At 61.4% G+C, this 24,951-nt stretch carries 22 protein-coding genes; 17 read left to right on the forward strand and 5 right to left on the reverse strand.

Annotated elements, in window-relative coordinates:
• Nucleotides 1-53 precede the first annotated feature (53 nt).
• A complete protein-coding gene (locus tag C8348_RS02375; protein ID WP_106752015.1) occupies nucleotides 54-557 on the reverse strand; it encodes an RT0821/Lpp0805 family surface protein in 504 nt (167 codons plus the stop codon).
• A gap of 78 nt (nucleotides 558-635) precedes the next feature.
• Between C8348_RS02375 and pdxH the strand changes: the two genes are divergently transcribed.
• A complete protein-coding gene (gene pdxH / locus C8348_RS02380; RefSeq protein WP_106751680.1) occupies nucleotides 636-1,274 on the forward strand; it encodes a pyridoxamine 5'-phosphate oxidase in 639 nt (212 codons plus the stop codon).
• 33 nt (nucleotides 1,275-1,307) lie between these two features.
• Here pdxH and C8348_RS02385 read toward each other — a convergent pair whose 3' ends face one another.
• Both C8348_RS02385 and C8348_RS22505 read right to left on the reverse strand, forming a co-directional pair.
• Entirely contained in the window at nucleotides 1,308-2,282 is a 975-nt protein-coding gene (locus C8348_RS02385) for a magnesium transporter CorA family protein (RefSeq protein ID WP_106752016.1), read from the reverse strand.
• 168 nt (nucleotides 2,283-2,450) lie between these two features.
• Entirely contained in the window at nucleotides 2,451-2,576 is a 126-nt protein-coding gene (locus tag C8348_RS22505) for a hypothetical protein (RefSeq protein WP_279629373.1), read from the reverse strand.
• Between the two features lie 613 nt (nucleotides 2,577-3,189).
• Here C8348_RS22505 and C8348_RS02390 point away from each other — a divergent pair.
• Entirely contained in the window at nucleotides 3,190-3,915 is a 726-nt protein-coding gene (locus C8348_RS02390) for an HAD family hydrolase (protein ID WP_106751681.1), read from the forward strand.
• A gap of 79 nt (nucleotides 3,916-3,994) precedes the next feature.
• Nucleotides 3,995-4,957: a DUF1499 domain-containing protein gene (locus tag C8348_RS02395; RefSeq protein ID WP_157950359.1), complete on the forward strand. Its 963-nt coding sequence runs from the start codon at nucleotides 3,995-3,997 to the stop codon at nucleotides 4,955-4,957.
• Nucleotides 4,958-4,964: 7 nt separating this feature from the next.
• Here C8348_RS02395 and C8348_RS02400 read toward each other — a convergent pair whose 3' ends face one another.
• Nucleotides 4,965-5,876, reverse strand: a complete 912-nt coding sequence (locus C8348_RS02400) for an MBL fold metallo-hydrolase (protein ID WP_106751683.1) — start codon at nucleotides 5,874-5,876, stop codon at nucleotides 4,965-4,967.
• A 168-nt stretch (nucleotides 5,877-6,044) separates the two neighbouring features.
• On the opposite strand from C8348_RS02400, the gene C8348_RS02405 reads away from it, so the two are divergent.
• From C8348_RS02405 to phoB, 9 genes are all read left to right on the forward strand, one after another.
• The gene (locus tag C8348_RS02405; RefSeq protein ID WP_106751684.1) at nucleotides 6,045-6,518 is read left to right on the forward strand and encodes an SRPBCC family protein; all 474 of its coding nucleotides are present in this window, start codon (nucleotides 6,045-6,047) and stop codon (nucleotides 6,516-6,518) included.
• Between the two features lie 148 nt (nucleotides 6,519-6,666).
• Complete coding sequence (locus C8348_RS02410) at nucleotides 6,667-8,016, forward strand: ATP-binding protein (RefSeq protein ID WP_106751685.1); 1,350 nt, start codon at nucleotides 6,667-6,669, stop codon at nucleotides 8,014-8,016.
• 82 nt (nucleotides 8,017-8,098) lie between these two features.
• Nucleotides 8,099-9,118 (forward strand): substrate-binding domain-containing protein, encoded by a 1,020-nt coding sequence (locus C8348_RS02415; protein WP_244293928.1) that lies wholly within the window; start codon nucleotides 8,099-8,101, stop codon nucleotides 9,116-9,118.
• A 272-nt stretch (nucleotides 9,119-9,390) separates the two neighbouring features.
• Nucleotides 9,391-10,434 carry a substrate-binding domain-containing protein gene (locus tag C8348_RS02420; RefSeq protein WP_106751686.1) on the forward strand — a complete coding sequence of 348 codons (1,044 nt, stop codon included), beginning with the start codon at nucleotides 9,391-9,393 and terminating at the stop codon, nucleotides 10,432-10,434.
• 71 nt (nucleotides 10,435-10,505) lie between these two features.
• The gene (gene pstC, locus C8348_RS02425; RefSeq protein WP_106751687.1) at nucleotides 10,506-11,966 is read left to right on the forward strand and encodes a phosphate ABC transporter permease subunit PstC; all 1,461 of its coding nucleotides are present in this window, start codon (nucleotides 10,506-10,508) and stop codon (nucleotides 11,964-11,966) included.
• On the forward strand, nucleotides 11,963-13,297 hold the full coding sequence (pstA, locus tag C8348_RS02430) for a phosphate ABC transporter permease PstA (protein WP_106751688.1): 1,335 nt from the start codon (nucleotides 11,963-11,965) through the stop codon (nucleotides 13,295-13,297). The genes pstC and pstA overlap by 4 nt, the downstream gene beginning before the upstream one ends.
• 14 nt (nucleotides 13,298-13,311) lie before the next feature.
• The gene (pstB, locus tag C8348_RS02435; RefSeq protein WP_106751689.1) at nucleotides 13,312-14,109 is read left to right on the forward strand and encodes a phosphate ABC transporter ATP-binding protein PstB; all 798 of its coding nucleotides are present in this window, start codon (nucleotides 13,312-13,314) and stop codon (nucleotides 14,107-14,109) included.
• A gap of 35 nt (nucleotides 14,110-14,144) precedes the next feature.
• Entirely contained in the window at nucleotides 14,145-14,855 is a 711-nt protein-coding gene (gene phoU / locus C8348_RS02440; RefSeq protein WP_106751690.1) for a phosphate signaling complex protein PhoU, read from the forward strand.
• A gap of 35 nt (nucleotides 14,856-14,890) precedes the next feature.
• Entirely contained in the window at nucleotides 14,891-15,589 is a 699-nt protein-coding gene (gene phoB / locus C8348_RS02445) for a phosphate regulon transcriptional regulator PhoB (RefSeq protein ID WP_106751691.1), read from the forward strand.
• A 165-nt stretch (nucleotides 15,590-15,754) separates the two neighbouring features.
• Here the strand turns inward: phoB and C8348_RS02450 are convergent, their stop codons facing one another.
• Nucleotides 15,755-16,294, reverse strand: coding sequence for a GcrA family cell cycle regulator (locus tag C8348_RS02450; protein WP_106751692.1), 540 nt, complete (start codon nucleotides 16,292-16,294; stop codon nucleotides 15,755-15,757).
• Between the two features lie 429 nt (nucleotides 16,295-16,723).
• On the opposite strand from C8348_RS02450, the gene C8348_RS02455 reads away from it, so the two are divergent.
• The 5 genes from C8348_RS02455 (at nucleotide 16,724) to C8348_RS02475 (ending at nucleotide 24,932) form a co-directional block, all read left to right on the forward strand.
• Complete coding sequence (locus C8348_RS02455; protein ID WP_106751693.1) at nucleotides 16,724-17,926, forward strand: aspartate aminotransferase family protein; 1,203 nt, start codon at nucleotides 16,724-16,726, stop codon at nucleotides 17,924-17,926.
• A 4-nt stretch (nucleotides 17,927-17,930) separates the two neighbouring features.
• Entirely contained in the window at nucleotides 17,931-18,854 is a 924-nt protein-coding gene (gene argF / locus C8348_RS02460) for an ornithine carbamoyltransferase (protein ID WP_106751694.1), read from the forward strand.
• A 10-nt stretch (nucleotides 18,855-18,864) separates the two neighbouring features.
• Nucleotides 18,865-19,848, forward strand: coding sequence for an Hsp33 family molecular chaperone (locus C8348_RS02465; RefSeq protein WP_106751695.1), 984 nt, complete (start codon nucleotides 18,865-18,867; stop codon nucleotides 19,846-19,848).
• A gap of 253 nt (nucleotides 19,849-20,101) precedes the next feature.
• On the forward strand, nucleotides 20,102-21,511 hold the full coding sequence (locus tag C8348_RS02470) for an efflux RND transporter periplasmic adaptor subunit (RefSeq protein WP_198646899.1): 1,410 nt from the start codon (nucleotides 20,102-20,104) through the stop codon (nucleotides 21,509-21,511).
• Complete coding sequence (locus C8348_RS02475) at nucleotides 21,501-24,932, forward strand: efflux RND transporter permease subunit (protein ID WP_106751697.1); 3,432 nt, start codon at nucleotides 21,501-21,503, stop codon at nucleotides 24,930-24,932. The genes C8348_RS02470 and C8348_RS02475 overlap by 11 nt, the downstream gene beginning before the upstream one ends.
• The last annotated feature ends 19 nt before the right edge of the window (nucleotides 24,933-24,951 follow it).

Consider the following 24,951-nt stretch of genomic DNA (forward strand, 5'->3'; position numbering starts at 1 on the left):
GGGGCAGTTGTACCAGATCAGCCTTGTCCCGGACTGGCGCAAATCCCGCAGCGTCAGATCTTGGCTTCCGCCAGATTGATCACCGCCATTTGCTGGCGCGCATCGCGGCAGGCATTGCCGTCATAGGCCCGGACACCCTGGATGGTGTTGGCGGTGGTGCGAAAGGCGACACAGCCAAGCAGGTCCCGTCCTTCCGGGGTGAGTGCGATGATCGTACCCGAATTGCCGCTTGCCGGATTGAGCCAGGGGATACTGATCGCGTTGCCTGGCGCTGGCGCGGTTGCAATGGCCAGGGCTATCAGTTTCCGGTCCGTCGCATCGATGTCGGATGAACGTGCCTGAGAACTCGCGCCTGCCACCTCCGTGACTGGCCCGTTGCCCGCACTGGCCCCCGCACTGTCTATGGAGCCTGTGACATCGCTCATATCGACCACGTCGCTGGTGGCAAGTGGCCCGCTTATCTGGGCGCAGGCACCAAGACCAATGTTGACCGACAAAAATGTCGCAAGCAGCCCGAGACGCTTGGAAAGCGATCCCGGATATGGAAGGTTACGCATCACCAAGGGCCCTTCTCACCCGGATCATGCCGCCCCGACGGCCACCGGATACCCCACCCAGACCAGCCGACAGAGCCAATGACCCAGAGTGATGACACTTCCTCAAAAGACTTAACAAACGGTGATTTCACGGAAGTCGCGGAGCCATTTGACCTTTTTGCAAAATGGCTTGCTGATGCCGAGCCCAAGGAGCTCAACGATCCCAACGCTGTTGCCCTGGCGACGGTGGACCCGGATGGCCTGCCGAATGTGCGGATGGTGCTTTTGAAGGGCTTCGATGAGCGCGGCTTCGTCTTCTACACCAACCTGGAGAGCGCCAAGGGACGCGAGCTGATGTCCGCCCGCAAGGCTGCCCTGTGCTTCCATTGGAAGTCGCTGCGCCGTCAGGTCCGCGTGCGCGGGCTGGTGGATGTGGTCAGCGACCAGGAGGCGGACGAGTATTACCAGTCGCGCGCCCGGGGCAGCCGGATCGGAGCCTGGGCGTCAAAGCAGTCACGGCCGCTCGAAAGCCGGTTTGCGCTTGAAAAGGAAGTGGCGCGCTACACGGCCAGGTTCGGCATTGGCGAGATTCCTCGCCCCGACCACTGGACCGGCCTCAGGATCACGCCGCTGGAGATCGAGTTCTGGCACGACCGCCCGTTCCGGCTGCATGACCGGGTCCGCTTCACACGCCCGAGCGGGGATGCGGCTTGGGACAAGGCGCGGCTCTATCCCTGACGCTGTAAATGAAGCTGCTCGGAAGCGAAGGCTTCAGAGCAGCTTCTTCATGCGGAAATAGAGGAAGGTGAGGCCGACCGAGACCACCATCAGGCCGAGCGAATAGGGATAGCCATACTCCCACTTCAGTTCCGGCATGTTCTCGAAGTTCATGCCGTAGATGGACGCGATCAGCGTCGGCGGCATGAAGATGACCGCAAGAACCGAGAAGATCTTGATGATCTGGTTCTGCTCCAGATTGACGAGGCCGACGGTGGCGTCCAGCAGGAAGCTCAGCTTGGTGTCGAGTGCGTCGGCATGTTCCTTGATCGACTGGATGTCACGGCCATAGGTCTTGCAGGCCGCTGTCTGCTCATCGGTCAGGCCGACACGTTGTGCCCTGCTGGCAAGAAACAGGAACAGGCGCAGCAGGCTGGCGCAAACGTCATGCATGCGGGCGACCTGCAGGCCAATGCGGCCCTGCATGCGGATGGCGGCGCGATAGGTGTCAGCCTTGCGGGAACTCAGCCCCTCCTCGAACACCTTGACCGACATCTTGTCGAAGGAATCCGACGCTTCCTCCAGCACATCGGCGCAGCGATCGATGATGATGTCGAGCATCACGAAAAGAACCCCCGGTCCATTGCGAGGAATGGTCGGATCGCTTTGCACCTTGCGGGAACAATTGACGATGGATTGCGGCTCGCCATAGCGCACGGTGACCAGACGCTTGGCGCTGAGGACGAACGTCACCGAGGAGAGTTTGGGGTCGGGCGTGCGTGCGGCCATAGGCAGCAAGCCTGTCATGACGATGGCACCCGGCTCATCATAAAGCCGTTCGGACGTCTCGATGGATGCGATTTCCTCGCGGGTCGGGATCTCGGCGCCCATCATATGTTCGGCGGCGAGTTGTTCCTCGTGGGTCGGGTTGAACAAGTCAATCCAGACCGCGGTCATTGGAATGTTGCCGCCGGATGGAACCTCTGATCGGGCGAAACCGTTCGTGGTCGGCGTATAGACGATGATCATGTCCCAGGCTCCGCCGGCAATGTCAACTTGCCGGACCATGCCATGGGAACACACTTCCGCCAAGCCGAAGTTATTGATTTGTCAGCGAAGTAATGAAGGGCATTCTGGTGCGCAGCCCTCCGGCGCAGGCAGCGGGACTGCCTGGCGCCGGGGCAGTTACGATGCCGGTTACCGCTTTGCGGTCCCGGCAGCCTTCACGCACATGGCAGCTGATATGGCCTGGATGGCGACAGGCTTGTATTGCTGCACGAGGTTCGGGGCAGTCTCTGGTTTCTTCTCGGTTGCGCTCGTCATGAACGAATATCCGGTTTTGGGGGCGTTGACAGGAGAACTGCTGCGCCTCGATTGCGGCGGCCTTGTGGCCAACGCCTCGGGCGCGTGTCTCTTTTGCAGTGCAAACTACTGAAAATTAACACGGATCCCAAGCCTCACCGGGTAGAGGTGACGCTTGGTTAACTCATACTCTCAAGCAAAGCCGGCGAAAAGAGTGAAATAGCGATATCGGCTTGAACTTTCGTGACAGAACGTCTCCGGCACGTGACCTGCGACAGGCCATCTGAAACCCGGCCGACCATCTGCCCATCCGTTTTCAAGTCAGGCAGGCGAACCGCCGCTGGGCCATTGCAATGGACGTCGCCATGATGACCGGGAAGCATATTGGCCGCGCAAGAGCCAGTATCCACGAGCTTGTGTGGCTTTGACCGGTGTTGACGCGCCGAATCGTCCGCATGGGCTTGCGCATTTGCAAAGAGCGTGGCTGTTTCCCTTACCCGGCGGATGAATCGCAGGGGCCTGATGCCCGCGGAGCCATCACTGCAGTCAAGTGGATGAGGCCTGTTCGTCGCGGCAGGGAACATGAAGACGATGCGGCAGCCGGTCACAATACCCGCCGCCCCGGAGACGGTTCATGAGTGCACGCCCGCAGACGGCGATCAAAGCGATCCTCTTTGACAAGGATGGCACCCTCATCGATTTCCAGCAAACCTGGTCACCAGCATTCGGTCGCCTGCTCGAGACAATGGCCGCGGGTGATGTCGCCCTGAAAGGGGAACTTGCCCGTATCAGCGGTTTCGACCTTGGAGAGGGACTGTTCGACCCGAACTCGCCTTTTGTAGCAGGTGCAAATGATACGGTGCTGGATGACTGGGCCCGCGTGCTCGGCGTAACTGATTCACGGGCGTTGCTGCTGGAGATGGAGGCGCATCTCTTCCGCTTCGGCCTTGAAAGCCTCGCACCGTTTGCAACGCTCGAACCAACGATCCGCACGTTGCACGCTGCCGGCTATGTCCTCGGGATCGCCACCAATGATACGGAAGCCGCTGCTCGTGCGCAGATGGAAGCGCTCGGCCTCAGCGACTGTTTTGCCCATGTTTTCGGATATGACAGTGGCCATGGTCCGAAGCCTGAGCCGGGCATGATCCTGGCCTTCAGCCGGGAAACCGGTCTGGCGCCGCATGAGATCGCCCTGGTCGGCGACAGCCTCCACGATATGCACGCTGGCCGAAATGCCGGGGTACGGCGGGTGGCTGTCACAACCGGCACTGTGGGCGCGTCAGTCCTGGCGCCGCATGCCGATCATGTTTTCGATGGTCTTGATGACCTTCTCGACTGGCTGGATCGCATGGAAGGCTGATCCGCTCCCATCTGTCTGGTATTTGTCCGATGTTCGGCTAGGATGCTTCCTCGCAGGCTCAAGAAGCCGGAGGGGCCGATTGCGCAAGAGATATCCAGTCCGCCGATCCGAACTGGCACGTGCCGCCCGGTTCATCGCAGCGCTCGGCTTGCCGACTTTGCTTGCAGGCATTCTGGCCCACCGGTCCGGAGTGATTGGCGCCCAGGATCTGGCCAACACGCTTCTGGCCGCCGTCGTCCTCGGTCTCACCGGTGTAGCGATGAGTTGCATCGCGATTGCAAACTGGTGGAACAAGGGAGGTATTGGAGTTGCCGATGCCGCCCGCGGCCTGTTCTACGGGCTGATCATGCTTGCTCCTGCGGCCGCTGTGCTGGCCGCGACCGCAGCATTTCCGCCCCTGACAGATGTCAGCACCGACCTGAATGATCCGCCTTCCTTCGCTGGCGAGCCTCTGGCCCTCGTCTCAGCGAGCGCTGCTGCCGCTAGCGGGGAAATCCAGCGGGGAGCTTATCCGGACATCGTCTCCCGCCGCTTCCGCATCAGTCCGTCCGATCTGCATGCGGCGGTCCTCAAGGTTGTCGAAAAGGAACGATGGACGGTACTTGCTGAACTGCCACCAGATATGCGCGATGCGCCAACCCTGATTGAGGTCAAGACACAGGTGCCTGTAGTGGCAATCGCCAATGATCTGACCATCCGGGTCCGTCCGGACCGCACAGGCGCATTGATTGATGTCAGGGCACGCAGCGCACTGCCGACGCATGACCTCGGGCTCAATGCCTGGCGCATTCGCGGGTTTTACCGGGCGCTCGACGAGACCTTGACGGAAGCCTATGGCGACATCGCAAAACTCACTGTGACGGCGGAGGAGGCGGCTGCCACCGTGGTGGAAGAGTTGCCGTTGCTCACCGAGCAGCCGCAATCCGCCGGAGCGGGAGCCGTGCCTCTGCCGTCGATGAAGCCGCTGGCAGTGCCGTCTGGTCCGGGGAGCCTTCCGGGCGAGCTTGACGAAATTTATGAGGAAGACCTGCCTCAGGGATGAAGATGTTTCATCCGGCCCGGGTGTAGTGGTCGGACAGACCTCCGTCGTGGCCGGGGCTCACAAGCCCCAGTGCGATCAGGCGCTCCAGTTGGGCAAGCACTGACAGGGCTGCTGCTCCCTTCAAGGATGGCTCAAGGCCGACATAGACCGCGTCCACGATCTGCGGAACGGACAGGGGAGCGCCGCCAAGTACGGCAAGGACTGCAGCCTCCCGCCGAAGTCTGTGGTCTTTCAAGGCCGCCACATAGTCATGCGCCGAATGAAGCACAGCGCCGTGTCCGGGCAGATAGGTTTCTTCGCTGCGCTGCAGCAGGACATCCAGCGAGTCCAGATAGTCCTGCATTGACCCGTCCGGTGGTGCGACGATGGATGTCGACCAGGCCATGACGTGATCGGCGGAGAACAGGACATTCTCATCTGGGAGTGCGAAGGCCAGATGATTTGCCGTGTGTCCCGGGGTAGCAACGGCGACGAACCGTCCGGCCGAAACATCCAGTTCCGCCCCGTCGGCAAGTTCCTCGTCTGCCCGGAATTCCCGGTCCGAACTGGCATCAAGCGGATTGATTTCGCCAAGTGTCAGATCGCGGGCGCTGTGATGCGGCCTGCAGCCGATGATCTTTGCTCCGGTGCGGTGCGCCAGGGGCCGGGCGGCCGGCGAGTGATCCTTGTGCGTGTGGCTGACGAGAATCGTGCTGATTCGCGCACCGCCTGCAGCCCGGAGAATGGCTGCGATGTGGCCCTCATCGTCGGGGCCCGGATCGATGACGGCAAGATCCTGTGTTCCCACGAGGTAGGTGTTGGTGCCGTGAAAGGTGAAAGGGCCCGGATTGGCTGCGGTCAACCGCCGGATGCCAGGCAGAACCTCAACAGCCATGCCATAGGCGGGGTCGAAATGAAGGTCGTGGACGAGCCTGGACATTGGGTCACTCCGGGGCGAAACAGTGCTGCCGAGACCCGGAAAATCCGGTCGCCGGGCCGCGCCATTGCCGAACTGCCGTGAATCGGTAATGTGCCTTGGTTAGGTTCGGGACCTTGAAGACGCGCCCGTCTGTCGGGCCCATGAACACGAAACCGGCGGCAATAGACCATGTCCAATCCCGAGCAGTCCATATCTCTTGAAGTCGTGTTGCCGCTTGCCCGGCCACAAGCCTTCGAACTGGTGGTCGAGCGGTTCGCGGCCTGGTGGCCGCGCGAGTACACGTTTCTGGGCGATAACCTCGATGATATCGGCATCGATCCTCACCTTGGCGGACAATGCTACGAGCAGGACCGGGGCGGAACGCGCATCGTCTGGGGCACCGTGCTGTCAATCGAGCGACCTTTGTATCTGCGCATCGCCTGGCAGATCGCCCCGGACCGCCAGACCATAGCCGATCCCGCGGCGGCCAGCCGCGTGATGATGTCTTTCCGCGAGGCGGGCGAGGCGACCCGGCTGGAACTGGTTCATACGGACTTTATCCGTCACGGTGAAAGTGCGGACGCATACCGGGCGCAGATGGCCTCGCCGGCCGGCTGGCCGCTTTGCCTTGCACGGTTGGCGGCGATGGCCGGGCGGCGCTGAGCCCATCCACCGGATTTGGTGAGCCGACTTATTGCGCGCGTGTGGATTGACGACCGGATTGTCGCGCAACTGACATCTGCCCTGTGTTATTTGGCCGGTTCAGTTTTGCACCAGTCTCAAGAGCCGGGAGGAGGCGCCGGGGAGTGCCATGGCCGACAATACCGAAGTGACCGAACCTGCGCCGCGTAGTGGTCCGGTGACGTCTCCCTTGCGCAGAATTCTCGACGTGAAGTGGCTGCTGTTCGCCGCCTTGCTGTTGATGGGGCTTGCCGCCGCGGTTTATGGAGTGCCGGTTCCAGCTGTGCTTGCCGCCGCGGGATTGCTTCTGGCCATAGTCCTTGTCACGCCGCGCCCCGGCCTGCTGCCACCCGCTGTCTTGCTGGACGATCGCCGCGACCAGAGACGTCTGTGGCCAGGCACCGGGATGAAGGTGACGGTGGATGCGTTGTCGATGCCCTGTTTCCTGGTCGATGGGCGCGGGATCACCCGCTATGTCAATACAGTGGCCCGTGCCCGCTACAGCGGCGTCCGACCCGGGGATCCTGTGTCCTTCGGCCTGCGTGCGCCGTCGCTGCTGGAGGCCTTTGACCGGGCCCGCACCAACGGCACGGTGGAACGCATCGAGTGGGCTGAAAAGGTGCCGACGGAATCCTGGTTCGAGGCCAGTATTGCACCGATCCACATGCCTGCCGCAAACGGCACGGCCGCAACCGGCGGCAACCCGGATTTCCTGCTGGTTGCGATCAGGGACCTGACCGAACAGCGCCGGCTTGAGCGGATGCGCACGGATTTTGTCGCCAATGCCAGCCATGAACTGCGCACGCCGCTGGCCTCCCTGACCGGCTTCATCGAAACGCTGCAGGGGCCGGCCAGGGAAGATGCAGTGGCGCGGGAGCGGTTTCTCGCCATCATGCTCGATCAGGCCAACCGCATGCGCCGGCTGATCGACGATATCCTTTCCCTGTCGCGGATCGAGCTCAAGGCCCATGTTCGCCCGGAAACGCAGGTCGACCTCGCCGAGATCGTCCGGCACACGATGGATGCCCTCTCGCCGCTGGCACGGGAACTCGATCTCGAGATTGGCCTGACAGCGCCTCCCGGTGAAGTTCTCGTGCGCGGGGATCGCGACGAACTCATCCAGGTCGCCGAGAACCTGATCGAAAACGGACTGAAATACGGAAGCATCGGCAAGCGGATCGACATCACAATCGAAGCGGGCAAGCCGAGCGGCTGGTGTCTGGCGGTCAGGGATTACGGCGAGGGCATTGCGCCTGAACACCTGCCCCGTCTGACGGAGCGGTTCTACCGGGTCGATGTCGCCTCGAGCCGGGCAATGAAGGGCACCGGTCTGGGTCTTGCCATCGTCAAGCATATCCTGACCCGGCACAGGGCCCGGCTGGATATCGACAGCCGTCCGGGTGAAGGGGCCCGGTTTGCTGTTACCTTTCCGGAACCCGTGCCGCCGGCAGACAGACTGTCGGGTCGCATTGCCGGCTAAGAGAAACGCGCCGCATTGTCACATTAGGCTCAACGAGTTCCGATAACTGTCTGTGCAGGGCAATGGCAGACAGGAGTGTAGGGTGTACGCTGCTGGTATAAAACTCGGACTTGCAGGGGTTCTGGGGCTTTGCGTGATCGCGCCGGCAGGTGCCTTCGAGCGCGAGCAACTCCAGATCGTCGGGTCCTCGACAGTGTTTCCGTTTTCAAAGACGGTAGCAGAGCGCATCGGCATGTCGGGCAAGATCATGATGCCGATTGTGGAATCGACCGGAACTGGCGGCGGGATGGAATTCTTCTGCGCCGGGACCGGCCCGCAGACGCCGGACATCACCAACGCGTCGCGGGCGATGAAAGCGGCCGAAGCGAAGGTCTGCGCGGCCAACGGCGTCACCGCGACCGAGTTGAAGATCGGCTTTGACGGCATCGTTGTCGCGAATTTCAAGGATGCGCCCGATTTTAACCTGACGCTTCAGCAGATCTTCCTGGCGCTGGGGGCCAAGGTGCCGGTTGATGGCAAGCTGGTGGACAATCCCTACCGAACCTGGTCGCAGATTGATCCATCTCTTCCCGATAGCCCGATCGAGGTCCTTGGCCCACCGCCGACATCCGGCACCCGCGACGCCTTCGTGGAAATGGCCATGGAAGGTGGATGCGCGCTGATTGAAGATGCCGTTAAACTCGGCCTCAAGGGCAAGACCTGCCACGCGATCCGGGAAGATGGGGCATTTCTCGACACCGGCGAGAACGACGACCTGATCGTGCAGTTCCTCGACGCCAATCCAAAGGCGCTCGGCATCTTCGGGTTCTCGTTCCTGAACAAGAACACGAGCCACCTCAAGGGGGCCATGATTCAGGGCATCGAGCCGGATTTCTCTAATATTGCCAATGGCAGTTATCCCCTTGCCCGCCCGCTGTTCACCTATGTCAAGCTGGAGCATGTCGGCAAAGTTCCTGGCATTGCGGACTATGTGTCCGAACTGACGCGGGAAGAGGCCTGGGGTCCGTCCGGTTACCTGAAGGAGAAAGGCCTCATACCGCTTCCCGATACGGAGCGGGACGAGCAGCGCCTCCGCATTGCCCCTGTCCTTGCGGGAAATTGATACAGGGCATCGGGTGTTTCAGCTTTCGGCATACGCAATCCGGACAGGGGCCGGATGGTTTCCGCTTCGGCACAAAAGCGTCACACTGACGATTGCCCTGATGGAGCTGACGAAGAAAAAGCAAATAATTGCAAAGATTTGCAATGTCATGAAACTGATACGCAAGTGTCATACGAGTCACATCACGCCGACCTATGGTCCGCCCATCGCCTAGGTCTCGAAAGGGATCTGGTGGTGATCTAGAAACCTTGACATTCGAAGGGAGTGGTCAAGTGAAGTTTAAGTCTCTCGTTAGCGTGGCGGCCATCGCGGTTGCTGCTACTGCCGTTTCTGGTGTTGCCCAGGCCCGCAACCAGGTCCAGATCGCTGGTTCCTCCACCGTCCTCCCCTACGCCTCGATCGTTGCTGAAGCGTTCGGCGAAAACACTGACTTCCCGACCCCGGTCGTGGAATCCGGCGGTTCGGGTGCTGGCCGCAAGAAGCTGTGCGAAGGCGTTGGTGTGAACACCATCGACATCGCCAACTCGTCCAGCCGCATCAGCAAGTCGGACATCGAGCTGTGCGCCAAGAACGGCGTGACGGACATCATGGAAGTCCGCATCGGCTATGACGGCATCGTCTTCGCTTCGGACATCAAGGGCAACTCCTTTGCCTTTACCCCGGCTGACTGGCATTCCGCTCTGGCTGCCCAGGTCCTGGTGGATGGCAAGCTCGTAGCTAACCCGAACAAGAAGTGGAGCGACGTCCGCGCTGATCTGCCGGCTCAGGACATCCTCGCTTTCATCCCGGGCACCAAGCACGGCACCCGCGAAGTGTTTGACGAGAAGGTTCTGCACGCTGGTTGCAAGGCCAATGGCGTTGAAGAAGCTCTGATTGCTGCCGCCAACGGCGACAAGGCCGCTGCCAAGGGCTGCATGGCGCTGCGTACCGATGGCGTGTCCATCGACATCGACGGTGACTACACCGAGACCCTGGCTCGCGTTGCTGCCAACCCGCAGGGGATTGGCGTGTTCGGTCTGTCGTTCTACCAGAACAACACCGACAAGCTCCAGGTTGCCACCATGGGCGGCGTTGTTCCGAGCGTCGAGAGCATTGCCAAGGGTGAGTATCCGGTTTCGCGTCCGCTGTACTTCTACGTCAAGAAGGCGCACATCGGCGTCATTCCGGGCCTGAAGGAATACGTCGAGTTCTTCATGTCTGACGACATCGCTGGCCCGGATGGCCCGCTCGCTCAGTATGGCCTCGTTTCCGACCCGGAACTGGCTGCGACCCAGAAGGCAGTTGCCGACGAAGTCGTGATGGGCCCGCTCAACTAAGCGGACCTGGCGTACCGAAAGTCCAGGGTGGCGCTGAAGCGCCACCCATTTTCTCATGGATTGGATAGCCAATGAGCCTCGGCGCCCTTCTTCTCATCGTTATCGTGCTGGCCATTCTCGGGGCTGTTGCTGGTCGCAGACGCGCTCTCGGGCTCGTCGGCGGTGACAAGCGGGCATTGCACTCGCTGCCCGGGCACTATGGCCAGGTCGTTTTCCTGTTTACCGCTGTGCCGGCCCTCGTGTTGACCGGCCTGTGGCTGTTCCTTGCCCCTCTGCTGATCGACCGAATGTCCTCCGAAAGCCTTGTTGGTTCGTCGCTCACGGATGATACGGCGATGACGCTGGTGATGACGGATGTTCGCCGTATCGCGAGGGGACTTGAAGTTCTTTCGGCAAACGGCTCACTGTCTGAGTCAGATATCAGTCAGATGCGAGCCGACTTCAGCAATGTTCGTGTGCGCATGGCAGAAGCGGGGGTCGCTCTCGGCGCAGATGTCGGGCCGCAGGTGTTCGAAGCGGCCAAAGTCTATCGGGACTATTCCAACACGTCCCGGGTTCTTATGAACATCGCTGTTATTGCCGTTGCAATTGCTGGCTTGTTCTGGTCACTGACCCGGATCAGCAAAGATTACCGCGCCCGCAACGCATCCGAGAAATTTACCGTCGTCATGTTGATCGCTGCCTCACTTGTTGCGGTGTTGACGACGTTCGGTATCGTTTTCTCACTGGTTTTCGAGACCTACAATTTCTTCCGGATGCACTCGGCCGCTGACTTCTTCTTTGGTCTTGTCTGGAACCCGCAGTTCCGTGGTGGATCCGAGCTCGGTATCCTGCCGCTGCTTTGGGGTACGTTCTACGTGTCCTTCGTGGCACTGCTCTTCGCCGTGCCGATCGGGCTTCTTGCAGCGATCTACATGGCTGAGTATGCGTCCAAACCGATGCGGTCGGTCGCCAAACCGCTTCTGGAACTGCTCGCAGGCATTCCGACCATCGTCTATGGCCTTTTCGCCTTGATTACGGTCGGACCTTTCCTTCGCGACTATTTCGCCCAGCCGCTTGGGCTCGGGAACAGCTCTTCATCTGTTCTCACCGCGGGGATCGTGATGGGGATCATGTTGATCCCGTTCGTATCGTCCTTGTCAGACGATATCATCAACGCTGTTCCGCAGTCCCTGCGTGATGGGGCCTATGGTCTCGGTTCAACACGATCCGAAACGATACGCCAGGTTGTCATGCCGGCTGCGCTGCCTGGAATTGTTGGCGCGGTCCTGCTGGCTGCAAGCCGTGCGATTGGCGAAACCATGATCGTCGTCATGGGAGCCGGTGCCGCAGCAAAACTGGGCCTCAATCCGCTTGAAGCCATGACCACCGTCACGGTGAAGATTGTCAGTCAGCTAACGGGCGACACAGAATTTGCCTCACCTGAAACGCTTGTGGCATTTGCGCTTGGATTGACACTCTTCGTCTTCACCTTGGGCCTCAATATTGTGGCGCTTTACATCGTCCGCAAGTATCGGGAGCAATACGAATGACCGATGTCGCCATTTCTCCGACGAAGTCGATCTACAATCCCGACGCACGTACGCGCCGTCGCAACGCAGCTGAGATGCGCTTCCGCCTCTACGGTCTGTCAGCAGTCGTCGTCGGTCTCGTCGCACTCGTCATTCTGCTTTGGTCCATTCTGGCAAGTGGTCTCGGTTCGTTCAGCCAGGCCTTCATCACGATTGATGTGCCCTTGACCGCTAGCGTGCTCGACAAGTCTGGCACACGGGATGTCGAGGAACTGAAGAAGGTCAGCACCGTCGGGTACGGTAATGTGTTGCGGGTTGCCTTGATGGAGCAGCTTGCACGGGACAAGGTCGACACCGCTGACGTCAGTGAAAAGGAGATCTTTGATCTTCTGTCAAAAGAAGCGCCTGCGACCTTGCGCAATATGGTCCTGGCTGATCCGTCACTCGTCGGTCAGACGATCAAGTTCAAGACCTATGCGAACGGTCGCGTCGACGGCTATTTCAAGGGGCGCGTAACCCTGGAGAGTGCGAAACTCGACAGCAACATCACGCCTGGTCAGTTGTTGCTCGCCGAGCGGATGCAGGATGCAGGCATTCTGACCAGCGGCTTCAACTGGGACTTCTTCTTCGGACCGGATGCTTCTGATCTTCGCCCTGAAGCTGCGGGTCTCGGGATCGCCTTTATCGGCTCGGCCTACATGATGCTGATTGTTCTCGTCCTGGCCGTTCCGATCGGCGTGGCTGCCTCGATCTACCTCGAGGAATTCGCACCGAAGAACAAGTTCACTGACCTGATCGAGGTGAACATCTCGAACCTCGCGGCTGTCCCGTCGATCGTGTTCGGTATTCTCGGCCTTGCAGTGTTCATCAATTTCATGGGTATGCCGCAATCGGCCTCCCTGGTTGGTGGCCTCGTGCTGACCCTGATGACCCTGCCGACGATCATCATCGCCACCCGTGCTGCCCTGAGAGCTGTGCCGCCGAGCATTCGCGATGCGGCCCTGGGGGTAGGGGCGTCGAAGATGCAGTCGATCTTCCATCACGTCCTGCCCCTGGCTGCCCCTGGAATCCTGACCGGAACGATCATCGGGCTGGCACAGGCGCTCGGCGAAACCGCTCCGCTGTTGCTTATCGGCATGGTGTCGTTCGTCCGAAGCTTCCCAGGTGCCCCGCCTGAAGGCTTCCTTGATCCGGCCGCTGCCCTGCCGGTTCAGGTCTACAACTGGACGCAGCGTGGTGACCCCGCCTTCGTCGAGCGAGCCTCCGGCGCTATTATCGTCCTGCTGATATTCCTTGTTGTCATGAACCTGGTCGCGATCGTCCTGCGTCGCCGCTTTGAACGCCGTTGGTAAGAAGGGGACATCCGATGAACGTTTCTGTAAATCTGGAGAATGATGTGGACCTCGCCCAGCACAAGATCGTCGCGAAAAACGTTCAGGTCTATTACGGCGAAAAGCACGCCATCAAGGACGTGAACATCAACATTCAGCCGTGTTCCGTAACGGCCTTCATTGGCCCGTCGGGCTGTGGCAAGTCGACATTCCTGCGGACACTGAACCGCATGAACGACACAATCGACATCTGCCGCGTCGAAGGCAATATCTCCATCGACGGCGAAAACATCTATGACCCGCGCGTTGACCCGGTCCAGCTGCGGGCCAAGGTCGGCATGGTGTTCCAGAAGCCGAACCCGTTTCCGAAGTCGATCTACGAAAACGTCGCCTACGGCCCTCGCATCCATGGCCTGACCCGGACCAAGGCTGAACTGGACGAGGTAGTCTCGGCCAGCCTGCAGAAGGCAGGCCTCTGGAACGAGGTGAAGGATCGCCTCGATGAAGGCGGCACGGGTCTCTCCGGTGGCCAGCAGCAGCGGCTCTGCATTGCCCGCGCCATCGCTGTCAGCCCGGAAGTGATCCTGATGGACGAGCCCTGCTCGGCGCTTGATCCGATCGCCACGGCGAAGGTGGAAGAACTCATCGACGAGTTGCGTTCCAACTACACCATCGTGATCGTGACCCACTCGATGCAGCAGGCCGCCCGTGTGTCCCAGCGCACCGCGTTCTTCCACCTTGGCAATCTTGTCGAGGAAGGTGCTACCCAGGACATCTTCACGAACCCGCAGGACAAGCGTACGCAGGACTATATCACCGGCCGCTTCGGCTGAGTCCTCTGGTCCTCCAACGCGAGAAGGATTTGAATATGTCCGAGCATACCGTCAGTTCCTATGATGAAGAACTGCGCGCGCTGGCCGGCCGGGTCGCCGAGATGGGTGGCCTTGCCGAAACGCTGGTGAATGACGCCGTCACCGCCCTCCTGTCCCAGGATCTGGAGAAAGCGCACAAGATCATCCTGCAGGACGCCCGTCTTGATGAGCTGCAGCAGGAAATCGAAGCCAAGTTCATCCGCATCGTCGCGCTGCGTCAGCCGATGGGCCAGGACCTGCGCGAGATCATGGCGGCCGGCCGTATCGCCAATGACCTTGAGCGTGTGGGCGATCTGGCCAAGAACATCGCCAAGCGCGTCATTGCCATCGATGGTGACTTCAACTCGAAGAAGGCAGCATTCGGCGTCGAGCACATGGCCGAGCTGGCCCTCAACCAGTTGAAAGCGGTCCTCGATGCCTATACGAGCCATGATGCAGCGGCCGCGCAGGTTGTGCGCGAACGGGACGACGAAGTGGATGCCATCTACACGTCGCTGTTCCGTGAACTCCTGACCTACATGATGGAAGATCCGCGCAAGATCACACAGTGCGCGCATCTCCTGTTCTGTGCCAAGAACATTGAACGCATCGGCGACCACGCGACCAACATTGCGGAGAACGTGTACTTCATGGTCACCGGCAACCAGTTGCTGGAAGCCCGCCGCAAGATCGACGAAACCGGCCTTGCCGATCTCGAGAACGCCTGACGCGGGTCCTCGCGTCTGTTTGCTGGAGCGTGTGAATGCCTAAGGTTCTCATCGTTGAAGACGAAGAGCCGTTGAGCCTGCTGTTGCGTTATAACCTGGAAGCGGAAGGTTACTCCGTCGAGTCCTGTGCTCGCGGTGATGAAGCGGAAATCCGGCTGCGTGAAAGCCAGCCGGACCTCCTTCTTCTTGACTGGATGCTGCCAGGCCTGTCGGGCATCGAACTCTGCCGCCGTCTGCGCGCCCGCGCGGAGACCGAGCGTCTTCCCGTCATCATGCTGACGGCGCGCGGTGAGGAAGCCGAGCGCATCCGCGGCCTTGCAACGGGCGCTGACGATTATGTGGTCAAGCCGTTCTCGATCCCGGAACTGATGGCGCGTGTCCGGGCGATCCTCCGCCGGGCCCGTCCGGAGGTGGTCTCGACCATGCTCCGCGCCGGTGACATCGAACTGGACCGCGAGACGCATCGGGTCCGCCGCAACGGCAAGGAAATCCATCTTGGACCGACCGAATTCCGTCTGCTCGAGTTCCTGATGACATCGCCTGGCCGCGTCTTTTCCCGTGAGCAATTGCTCGATGGCGTTTGGGGCCATGACGTCTATGTGGACGAGCGGACGGTGGACGTCCATGTCGGCCGTCTGCGCAAGGCCATCAACCGTGGCAAGGTGAAGGATCCGATCCGCACCGTGCGCGGCGCAGGCTATGCCTTCAATGACCAGTTCGCGGTTGCGATCTGATCGCGTCGCCAACACCTTGATCTGGAAAAGCCCGCCACGTGCGGGCTTTTTGCTGTGTGCCGCTTTCCGCGCAGGACATGAAAAAGGCCCGCCGGGCGATTGCTCCGGCAGGCCTTCAACTGGGCGAGGGGACCACAGACTGGTTGGCCCCCTCTGAGATCTGTATCAGGCGCGAGCGAGCTGCTTGCGGTCCTTGTCCCGCCGACGGTCATTGACCGGCTGGTAGGCGATGCGGCAGTGGTGCGCGCAGTAAGGCACGCCTGGATCCGAGTGCCGGCCGCAGAAGTAGAAATCCTGGGTGCTTGGATCGCCGATCGGCCACTTGCAGGTGCGTTCGGTCAAGGTCAAGATCGTGGCCCGTTCAGTAATCGGAACCACTTCAGCCATCGGCTCGACCTGCGGCTGCACATCAAGCGCCGCTTCTTCCATCGGCTCCATCTTCAGGGCGGTTGCCCCACGGCTCTGAGCCACGGGCGCCTGTGCCGGCCGAGGCGCAGACGGTGCTGCACTCGCCGGTGTGCGGGCCCGCCGCGGCTTTGCCGTCGGTGCGACTGCCTTGGCGCGCCCGGACAGCCCAAGCCGATGCACCTTGCCGATCACCGCATTGCGCGTGATCCCGCCGAGTTCGGCAGCAATCTGGCTCGCGCTCAGGCCATCCGACCAGAGTTTCTTCAGCAGTTCCACGCGTTCGTCAGTCCAGCTCATCCGTCACACCCCGCCGTTTCCGGCTGTAGATTGTAAATTCAGGCAGTAACCAGTTGTTAAGGCGCGCATGCTCCGCGCCCAACGTGGCATATCCAGTATGATTTGGTGATCTACAGCACGAGATGTCGTATCCGACAGACAGGACAGTACAATGGCGGCCAAAAGCGAGGCAAGGAGACGGGGCACATGAACCGGGGACGAAACGACTTTTCCCCAGATAACGGCGCGGTGATGCGCCGCGTCCGGCAGTGGCGGAAATGCGCCAATTGCATTGACAGGCGCAGCGTTGGGCAGTGTATAAACGTCGCTCGTTTGTTGTGCCGCCTGTCATGGGCGGCACAGTCCGTTTTGGCATCCCAATACGTATCCCTGAACCGGAGAGGTTTTCCGGGGCAAGTAGCCCCGACCCCCGCATGAGGAGTTGAGCATATGACGGCGTCGGCACTATTCGGCACCTACGCTCGGGCGGAACTTGATTTCGTCCGTGGAGAAGGCGTGTGGCTGGAGACGTCGGATGGCCGCCGATTTCTCGATTGCGGTTCAGGTATTGCGGTGAATGCGCTCGGTCACTCGCATCCCCATCTTGTCGCGGCCCTGAAAGACCAGGCGGACAAGCTCTGGCATGTCTCCAACCTCTACCAGATGCAAGGTCAGGAGAAGTTGGGACGGCGGCTGAGCGAGGCGACCTTCGCGGATCGCGTCTTCTTCACCAACTCTGGTGCAGAAGCGATGGAGGCGTGCTTCAAGACGGCCCGTCGCTTCCACTATGCCAATGGGCATCCGGAGCGGATCGACATCATCACGTTTGAGGGCGCGTTCCATGGCCGCACCATTGCGACCATCGCGGCTGGCGGCCAGGCAAAATACCTTGAAGGTTTCGGGCCGAAGGCTCCAGGGTTCCTTCAGGTTCCAGTTGGCGACCTTGACGCGCTGAAGGCCGTCATCGGTCCGACGACGGCTGCGCTCTGCATCGAACCGGTGCAGGGGGAGGGCGGTATCCGCGAGATCCCGGCCGAGTTCCTGCGCAAGCTGCGCGAGATCTGCGACGAGGAAGGCATCCTGCTGATCTTCGATGAAATCCAGACAGGTGTCGGCCGGACAGGCAAGCTGTTCGCCTACGAATGGTCTGGCATCCATCCGGATCTGATGGGCGTTGCCAAGGGCATTGGCGGTGGGTTCCCGATGGGCGCCTGCCTTGCGACTGAGGCCGCCTCTGCCTGCATGGTGCCAGGCACCCATGGCACCACCTTCGGCGGCAATCCGCTGGCGATGGCCGTCGGCAATGCGGTGCTGGATGTGATCCTCGAGCCGGGGTTCCTCGAAGAGGTGCAGCGCAAGTCGCTGCTGTTCAAGCAGCAGCTCGCCAGCGTGATCGACGCCTATCCTGAGGTCCTGCAGGAAACGCGCGGGCGTGGCCTGATGCTCGGCCTGAAATGCGTGCGTCCGAACACGGAAGTCCTGGCCAAGGTCCGTGCCAACGGACTGCTGGTCGTGCCGGCCGGCGACAACGTGCTGCGTATCCTGCCGCCACTGACGATCACGGATGCCGAGATCGGCGAAGCCGTCGCCCGTATTGAAGCCGCCGCCAAGGCCGTCGCGGCAGACCTTGCCGCCGAAAAGGCCGGAGCCTGATTACATGTCCCAGTCCCTGCGTCATTTTCTGGATCTCACCGATTTCGAGGGGGATGAGCTGCGCGCCATCCTCGACCTCGGCCGCAAGCTGAAGCGTGAGCGAAACGGCGTGCGCCGCGGCGAAGGCCCGCTGGCCGGCAAGGTGCTGGCCATGGTGTTCGAGCAGCCCTCGACCCGGACTCGCATCTCCTTCGATGTCGGCATGCGCGAGCTGGGCGGCGAAACGCTGATGCTGACTGGCGCCGAAATGCAGCTTGGCCGCGGCGAGACCATCGCCGATACGGCCCGCGTCCTGTCGCGCTTCGTCGATGCCATCATGATCCGGATCCTGAGCGAGAGCGATCTCCAGGAACTGGCCGCCAACGCGACTGTTCCGGTGATCAATGGCCTGACCAAGCGCTCGCATCCGTGCCAGATCATGGCCGACATCATGACCTTCGAAGAGCATCGCGGCTCGATCAAGGGCAAGTCGATTGCCTGGACCGGCGATAGCAACAACGTGCTGGCGTCCTGGGTTCATGCGGCTCCGCGTCTCGACTTTGAGATGCGTATCGCAACACCGGCAGAGCTCGCCCCTCCGGCCGAGCTGATCGCCGCCGCGCGCGCCAAGGGCGCCTCGATCATCGTCACGGACGATCCCTTTGAGGCCGTCAAGGGCACGGATTGTGTTGTGACCGATTGCTGGGTGTCGATGGGCGATGATGACGAGGCAAGCCGTCACAACCTGCTCAGCGCCTATCAGGTGAACAAGCGTCTGATGACCGAGGCAAAGGCTGACGCGCTGTTCATGCATTGCCTGCCGGCGCATCGCGGCGAGGAAGTCACGTCCGAGATCATGGACGGACCGAACTCTGTCGTGTTCGATGAGGCAGAGAACCGCCTGCATGCGCAAAAAGGCATTCTCGCCTGGTGCTTCAACGGCGTTTGAGGACTGATCCTTGGCATTCGACATCGCTGACTATGGCCTGACCGCCGCCGGATCGGACGCTGTCCGGCCCTTCACTGTTGAAGGGCTGGATGTGCGCGGCCGTGCGGTTGCGCTCGGACCGATGCTGAACCAGATCCTAGATCGCCATGACTACCCGGCGCCGGTGGCCCGGTTGCTGGGCGAGGCCATCGTCCTGACTGCCTTGCTTGGCACAGCGCTCAAGTTCGACGGCCGCTTCACGCTGCAAACCCAGTCCGACGGGCCGGTCTCCATGCTGGTGGTTGACTTCTCTGCCCCCGACGCGATCCGCGCCTATGCCCGTTATGAGGCTGAGGCTTTCGGGCCGGGGAAGATCGGCGAAAGCGCAGATCCGGCAACGCTGCTCGGGCGCGGCCACCTGGCGATGACCATCGACCAGGGCAAGCACATGCAGCGTTACCAGGGCATGGTCGAACTGGATGGTGTCTCGCTTGAGGAAGTGGCCCGGCGCTACTTTACGCGCTCGGAACAGATCCCGACCGAGGTCCGTCTGGCCGTCGGGCGGCTGTTTACCCGCCGGGAGGGCCAGGCACCCGGTGAAGCGTGGACGGCAGGGGGCATTCTGGTCCAGTTCCTGCCCGACGCACCCGAGCGGATGAAGCAGGCCGATCTTCACGCAGGCGACATGCCGGAAGGCACAGAGGCGCATGCGGTCGATGAGGATGACGCATGGATGGAGGCCAAGAGCCTCGTTACCACCGTGCGCGACGACGAACTGACCGATCCCGAGATCACGGTCGAGCGGCTGCTGTTCCGTCTGTTCCACGAGCGCGGCGTCCGCATGTTCGACGCCCAACCAATCGCCGACCGCTGCCGCTGCACACGGGAAAAGATCGAGGCGATCCTCGTCAATTTCTCCGAGGACGAGAAATCCGAGATGGTCGAAGACGGCAAGATCGTCGTGACCTGCGAATTCTGCAGCACCCGCTATGAATTCAAGGCCGAGGCCGTCTGATCGCTGCGACAGATCGCGACAAATGACTGATTGCCGCTGACCCGTGCCCGTGATTACCGTGACTTGAGGGATAGATCACGGTGCGTGTGCGTCGCTTGTCCGGCAGACCCTGTGTGTGCCGGCAGACTGCCATGAGGTCATCTGCCTTGGTCCGGCAACTCTGTTCAGTTGGACCTGAGCAGTTCGGCCAGGGTTTTGGCTGATCCAGCGCACCTGTTCCCGCTGTATAACGGGAATGAAGGAGGCGCTGCGCGTGCTGCAGGCTGTCGAGACAAAGCGGGACGTCAAGGTTCCGGATCAGGACGAAACTCAATTGTCTGCTCCCCGGCCAGGACGGGGAAGGTCTGTCCTTGTGCTGAAGGCCCTGCTTCAGTCCCTGCTGGCGTTGGCGGTGCTGGCTGGCGCCGTGATGGGGATGCGGCATTTTGTCCTGACGAAGCCAGAGGTGCCAAAACGCCCGGCCCAGGAACAAAGCTATGCTGTCGAGACCCTTGCCGTTCGACTGGCCGATCACACCCCTGCCATTCGCCTCTATGGCGAGGTGACGGCCGGGCGTGAGGTTGACTTGCGCTCGTTGGTCGCCGGAGAGATCATTTCCGTCAATCCGGAGCTGAAAGCCGGCGGCAGCATCCGCAAGGGCGCTGAACTCGTGGCCGTGGACCGGTTTGACTTTGAAGGCGCGGTGCGGGAGGCGCGCGCCAACCTTCAGGAAGCGGAAGCGCGGAAGATCGAGATCGAGAGCCGTGTTGCCCTGTCGCGGGACAGCCTGGAACGGGTCCGTGAGCAGCTCGCATTCGCCGAAAGGGACCTGGAGCGGGCCGAACAGTTGCGCCAAAGTGGCTCAGTGACCGAACGGGCGCTCGACGAGCGCCGCCTGCTGGTATCGCAGCGCCGACAGGCCGAGGAACAGGTGCGCAACACCCTGGCGGTGGAAGAAACCGGCATCGAGCAACAGGCTGCGGTCATCCAGCGACTGCAATGGCGTCTCGAACTGGCCGAGCGCAATCTGGCCAGCACGGTGCTGCTCGCTCCTTTTGATGCTGTCGTGCGCAGTGAAGCGGCCCAGGTCGGGCGGCTGATCAATGTCAACGATGTGGTCGCCTCGCTCTATGCGCGCGACGAGCTGGAGGTGCGTTTCACCCTGTCCGACAATCAGTATGGCCGGTTGATTGCCCAGTCAGGCTCGCTTGTCGGACGTCCGGTGGAGGTCTCCTGGGTCCTGGGAACCGAGCCTGTTCGCTACCAGGCGAATGTGGACCGGGTAGGAGCCGACGTGGCCAGAACCCGCGGCGGTGTCGATGTCTTTGCCAGGGTGGTGACGCCGGAGGGGGGCGTGCCGCTGCGCCCCGGTGCCTTCGTCGAGATTTCCATTCCGGACCGCAGTTACCCTGCAACGGCCCGGGTGCCCGAGACGGCGGTTTATGAAGATGGCCGGATCTATGTGGTCAATGATGGTCGCATGTCCCCGCGCGACATTCGCATCGAAGCCTATGATCAGGGACATGTGATTGTTTCTGGCGCGCTGCAGGATGGTGATGTTGTTGTGACGACCCGCATCGCCGGCGGTGGCAGCGGCGTCAAGGTGCGCCCGCTCGGCGAAACAGCCGCACCGGATGCGGCTGCAGCACGTCCGCAGGGTTCGGAGGCTTCAAATGCGCGCTGATGCAGCAAGCTGGGTCGCCGGGTTTGCACGCCATCCGAATGCGGCCAATCTTTTGATGGCTGTGATGCTGATGTTCGGGGTCTTCGGTCTCAGCCAGCTCAACACGCAGTTCTTTCCAACCATCCGTTCGGACCGGATTACGGTCAGCATCGCCTGGCCCGGCGCGTCGGCAGAGGACGTCGAGCGCAATGTGCTGGAAGTGGTGGAGCCGGAACTGCGGTTCCTGACCGCCCTCAAGGAAATTGCCGCCTATGCCCGCGAAGGCTCGGGGACGATCACCCTCGAGTTCCAGGAAGGCGCCGACATGCCCAAGGCATTGTCGGACGTCGAACAGGCGGTGGCCGCCATTTCCACGCTGCCGGACGAGGCCGAGACACCGGTTGTTTCGGCCTCCACCTTCACGGACGCTGTTGCCACTCTTGCCGTGCGTGGCCCGTTTACCGAGGATGCGCTGAAGGTCTATGCCCGCAAGATCCGCGATGACCTGCTGGCGCGCGGCATCGACCGTGTGGACTTTAATGGCTATCGCTCGCCGGAATATCTGGTCGAGGTCCCGGAACGCGAATTGCGCCGGCTCGATCTGACGATTTCTGACATTTCCGACCGTATCAAGCAGAACACCCAGGATCTGCCTGCGGGCAATCTCAACGGCGCAATCGAGCGCCAGATCCGCGCCGTGGCTGAAGCCCAGTCTCCGGAAGCGATCAGTTCCATCGAGGTGCAAGCCTTCGAATCCGGCGAGAAGACCCGTCTCGGTGATATAGCAACTGTCAGCCGGTCTTTTGATGATGGCGAGTTCCAGGGGTTCTCGAAGGGCGGCCGTGCCATCGAACTGCGGGTCCTTCGGCTTGAAAACACAGATACTCTGAAAGCGGCGCAGATCCTGACGTCCTATCTGGAGGAGGTTCGCCCAACTCTGCCGCCAACGCTCGAACTGCTGCAATATGACGTGCGCGCCAATCAGGTTGCAGGGCGTATCATGCTGCTGGTCGAGAACGGGCTCGGCGGTCTCGCGCTGGTGGTGCTGATCCTCTACGTGTTCCTGAACGGGCGGATCGCGCTCTGGGTTGCCACCGGCATTCCTATCGCGGTGTGCGCGGCGCTCGGATTGATGTGGCTGATTGGCGAGAGCATCAACATGATCTCGCTCTTTGCATTCATCATGATGCTGGGTGTGATCGTGGATGACGCAATCGTGGTGGGGGAGCACACCGCGACGCGCCTGGCTCTGGGCGATACGCCGGACATTGCCGCGATCAACGGTGCCAGCACCATGTTTTGGCCAGTGATCGCTTCAGGAACGACAACGATTGCGGCGTTTTTGCCCATTCTGATGATCGGGGATGTGCTCGGGCAGATCATGATGGCCCTCCCGGTTGTGGTTATTTCCATCATCGTGGCGTCCCTGGTCGAGTGCTTTTTTGTCCTGCCAGGGCATCTGTCGCATTCGCTGGGCGCGCGGTCCGGCTGGAGCTGGTGGCGTGTCGTCCTGGTCGCGGGCCTGCCGGCAGTGTTCCTGATCGGCGTGGCCGAACGGCCGGAGATGAGCGTGGCACCGTCCCTGGCTATACTCGCCGACCCTTTGCGCGCGATGCTGACCCAAACCGGGCTGCTGGTGTTTGCCGGTGTCGTGATCGGTATCTGCTTTTTGGTCGCGCTTGCCATTGAGGCTGGCCTCACCGCCTTGCGACATCGAGCGGGCGAAAAGGGTACATCGGCCTTGCGGGAGCCTGGCCGTTTCCGGCGCGGCTTTGATGCCGGTTTCGGATGGTTCCGCGACCGCCCGTTTCATGGCCTTGTCAGGCTGGCGGTTAATTGGCGCTATGTTGTTCTGGCGCTTGCGGTCGGCAGCCTGTTGTTGACTGTGGGCTTGGTACGTGGCGGGCGTGTCGGATTCACGTTCTTCCCATCTCCTGAATCTGAGAACATCCAGGCCCAGGTGTTCTTCCAGGCCGGAATTCCGGAGGCTGAGGCCATTGCGGGTGTCGCGGCAATTGAAAACGCCTTGTACGAGGCGGAAAAGCGGCTGACGCGGGACAATGGCGAGACGCTTGTGGCTGCAAGCTATGCCCTGCTTGGCCGTGCCGGCAACAACCGGGGCGACAATGTGGCCTCGATCTCGGTGCAACTGACCCTCTCGGAGGAACGAACCGTCCGCACGCCCGACATCGTGCAGGCTTGGCGCCGGGCCCTGCCCGAGATCCCGGGGCTGGCCCGGTTCTCGATATCGCAGACGCGTGGCGGTCCTCCAGGAAGAGACCTGGACATCCGGTTGTCCGGTGCGCCGCTGCACAGGCTGAAGCAGGCAGCAGCAGAACTGCAGGATGCTCTCTCGGCTTATCCCGGCACCTCTGGCGTCACCGATGATTTGCCCTTTGGCAAGCCGGAACTGCAAATGCATCTGACGCCGCGCGGCCGCGCGCTTGGCTTCACGGTCGAGACGGCCGCCCGTCAGGTCCGCAATGCGGTGGAAGGGGCAATCGCGCGGAAATTTGCCCAGGGTGATGAGGAAGTGACCGTTCGTGTCCGGCAGGGCTTTGATGGCCAGGGCTCGAACGCGCTGCGTGATCTCTTGCTGCGCGCGCCAAGCGGTGAGTTCGTGCCGCTGACTGAAGTCGTTGCCCTCAAGGACGTCCAGGGCTTCTCGGTGATCCAGCGCCGCGACGGGCGGACAATTGTCAGCGTGGTTGCGGATATCGACACCAAGATCACGTCGAATACGGAAATCGTGGCCGAACTGGAAAAGGAGTTCATGCCTCGGCTAGCAGACACCTACGGGCTTGCCTATGAGTTTGCCGGCAAGGCGGAAGAACAGGCCAATGCCATGGGGGATCTTGGGGTCGGTGTACTCATGGCGCTGGTTATGATCTATGTAATCCTCGCGGCGACATTTGCCAGCTATGCAAGGCCGCTGGTGGTGATGACCATCATCCCCTTCGGCGTGGTTGGCGCTGTGAGTGGCCACTACATCATGGATTACCAGCTGACCATGATGAGCCTGATCGGCCTGCTCGGGCTATCCGGCATCCTCGTCAACAATGCGATCATCCTGGTGTCGCGTTTTGACGAGCGCATCCGGGAGGGGGCGACGTTCCGCGAGGCGGCTGTGCTGGCAAGCTGCGATCGGCTGCGCGCCGTGATCCTCACGTCCTTCACGACAATTGCCGGTCTGGGGCCCCTGTTGTTCGAGAACAATATCCAGGCGCAGTTCCTTTTGCCGATCACCATCACCATCGTCTTCGGTCTGGGAACGGCGACGGTTCTGGTGTTGTTCCTGGTTCCGTCACTGCTGGTCATCGGTCATGATATCGGTCGCATCGTGTTCCACAGCGACCCGGGCAGCGAGCCTGGTCGCAGGCTGGCGGGCGAGGGCGATGATGCGGGGCAATCACCCGGCAAGGGGATCGTGCCGGCGGAGTAGCCGCCGGCAAGAGCGACGA

It is taken from the genome of Pannonibacter carbonis (genome assembly GCF_003012935.1).
In the GTDB taxonomy this organism is placed as follows: Bacteria; Pseudomonadota; Alphaproteobacteria; order Rhizobiales; family Stappiaceae; genus Pannonibacter; species Pannonibacter carbonis.

Bases quoted from the DNA above. Each gene is read 5' to 3' on its own strand.
- C8348_RS02375 (WP_106752015.1), bottom strand. From the start codon at position 557: ATGCGTAACCTTCCATATCCGGGATCGCTTTCCAAGCGTCTCGGGCTG.
- pdxH (WP_106751680.1), top strand. From the start codon at position 636: ATGACCCAGAGTGATGACACTTCCTCAAAAGACTTAACAAACGGTGAT.
- C8348_RS02385 (WP_106752016.1), bottom strand. From the start codon at position 2,282: ATGATCATCGTCTATACGCCGACCACGAACGGTTTCGCCCGATCAGAG.
- C8348_RS22505 (WP_279629373.1), bottom strand. From the start codon at position 2,576: ATGACGAGCGCAACCGAGAAGAAACCAGAGACTGCCCCGAACCTCGTG.
- C8348_RS02390 (WP_106751681.1), top strand. From the start codon at position 3,190: ATGAGTGCACGCCCGCAGACGGCGATCAAAGCGATCCTCTTTGACAAG.
- C8348_RS02400 (WP_106751683.1), bottom strand. From the start codon at position 5,876: ATGTCCAGGCTCGTCCACGACCTTCATTTCGACCCCGCCTATGGCATG.
- C8348_RS02405 (WP_106751684.1), top strand. From the start codon at position 6,045: ATGTCCAATCCCGAGCAGTCCATATCTCTTGAAGTCGTGTTGCCGCTT.
- C8348_RS02410 (WP_106751685.1), top strand. From the start codon at position 6,667: ATGGCCGACAATACCGAAGTGACCGAACCTGCGCCGCGTAGTGGTCCG.
- pstC (WP_106751687.1), top strand. From the start codon at position 10,506: ATGAGCCTCGGCGCCCTTCTTCTCATCGTTATCGTGCTGGCCATTCTC.
- pstA (WP_106751688.1), top strand. From the start codon at position 11,963: ATGACCGATGTCGCCATTTCTCCGACGAAGTCGATCTACAATCCCGAC.
- pstB (WP_106751689.1), top strand. From the start codon at position 13,312: ATGAACGTTTCTGTAAATCTGGAGAATGATGTGGACCTCGCCCAGCAC.
- phoU (WP_106751690.1), top strand. From the start codon at position 14,145: ATGTCCGAGCATACCGTCAGTTCCTATGATGAAGAACTGCGCGCGCTG.
- phoB (WP_106751691.1), top strand. From the start codon at position 14,891: ATGCCTAAGGTTCTCATCGTTGAAGACGAAGAGCCGTTGAGCCTGCTG.
- C8348_RS02450 (WP_106751692.1), bottom strand. From the start codon at position 16,294: ATGAGCTGGACTGACGAACGCGTGGAACTGCTGAAGAAACTCTGGTCG.
- C8348_RS02455 (WP_106751693.1), top strand. From the start codon at position 16,724: ATGACGGCGTCGGCACTATTCGGCACCTACGCTCGGGCGGAACTTGAT.
- argF (WP_106751694.1), top strand. From the start codon at position 17,931: ATGTCCCAGTCCCTGCGTCATTTTCTGGATCTCACCGATTTCGAGGGG.
- C8348_RS02475 (WP_106751697.1), top strand. From the start codon at position 21,501: ATGCGCGCTGATGCAGCAAGCTGGGTCGCCGGGTTTGCACGCCATCCG.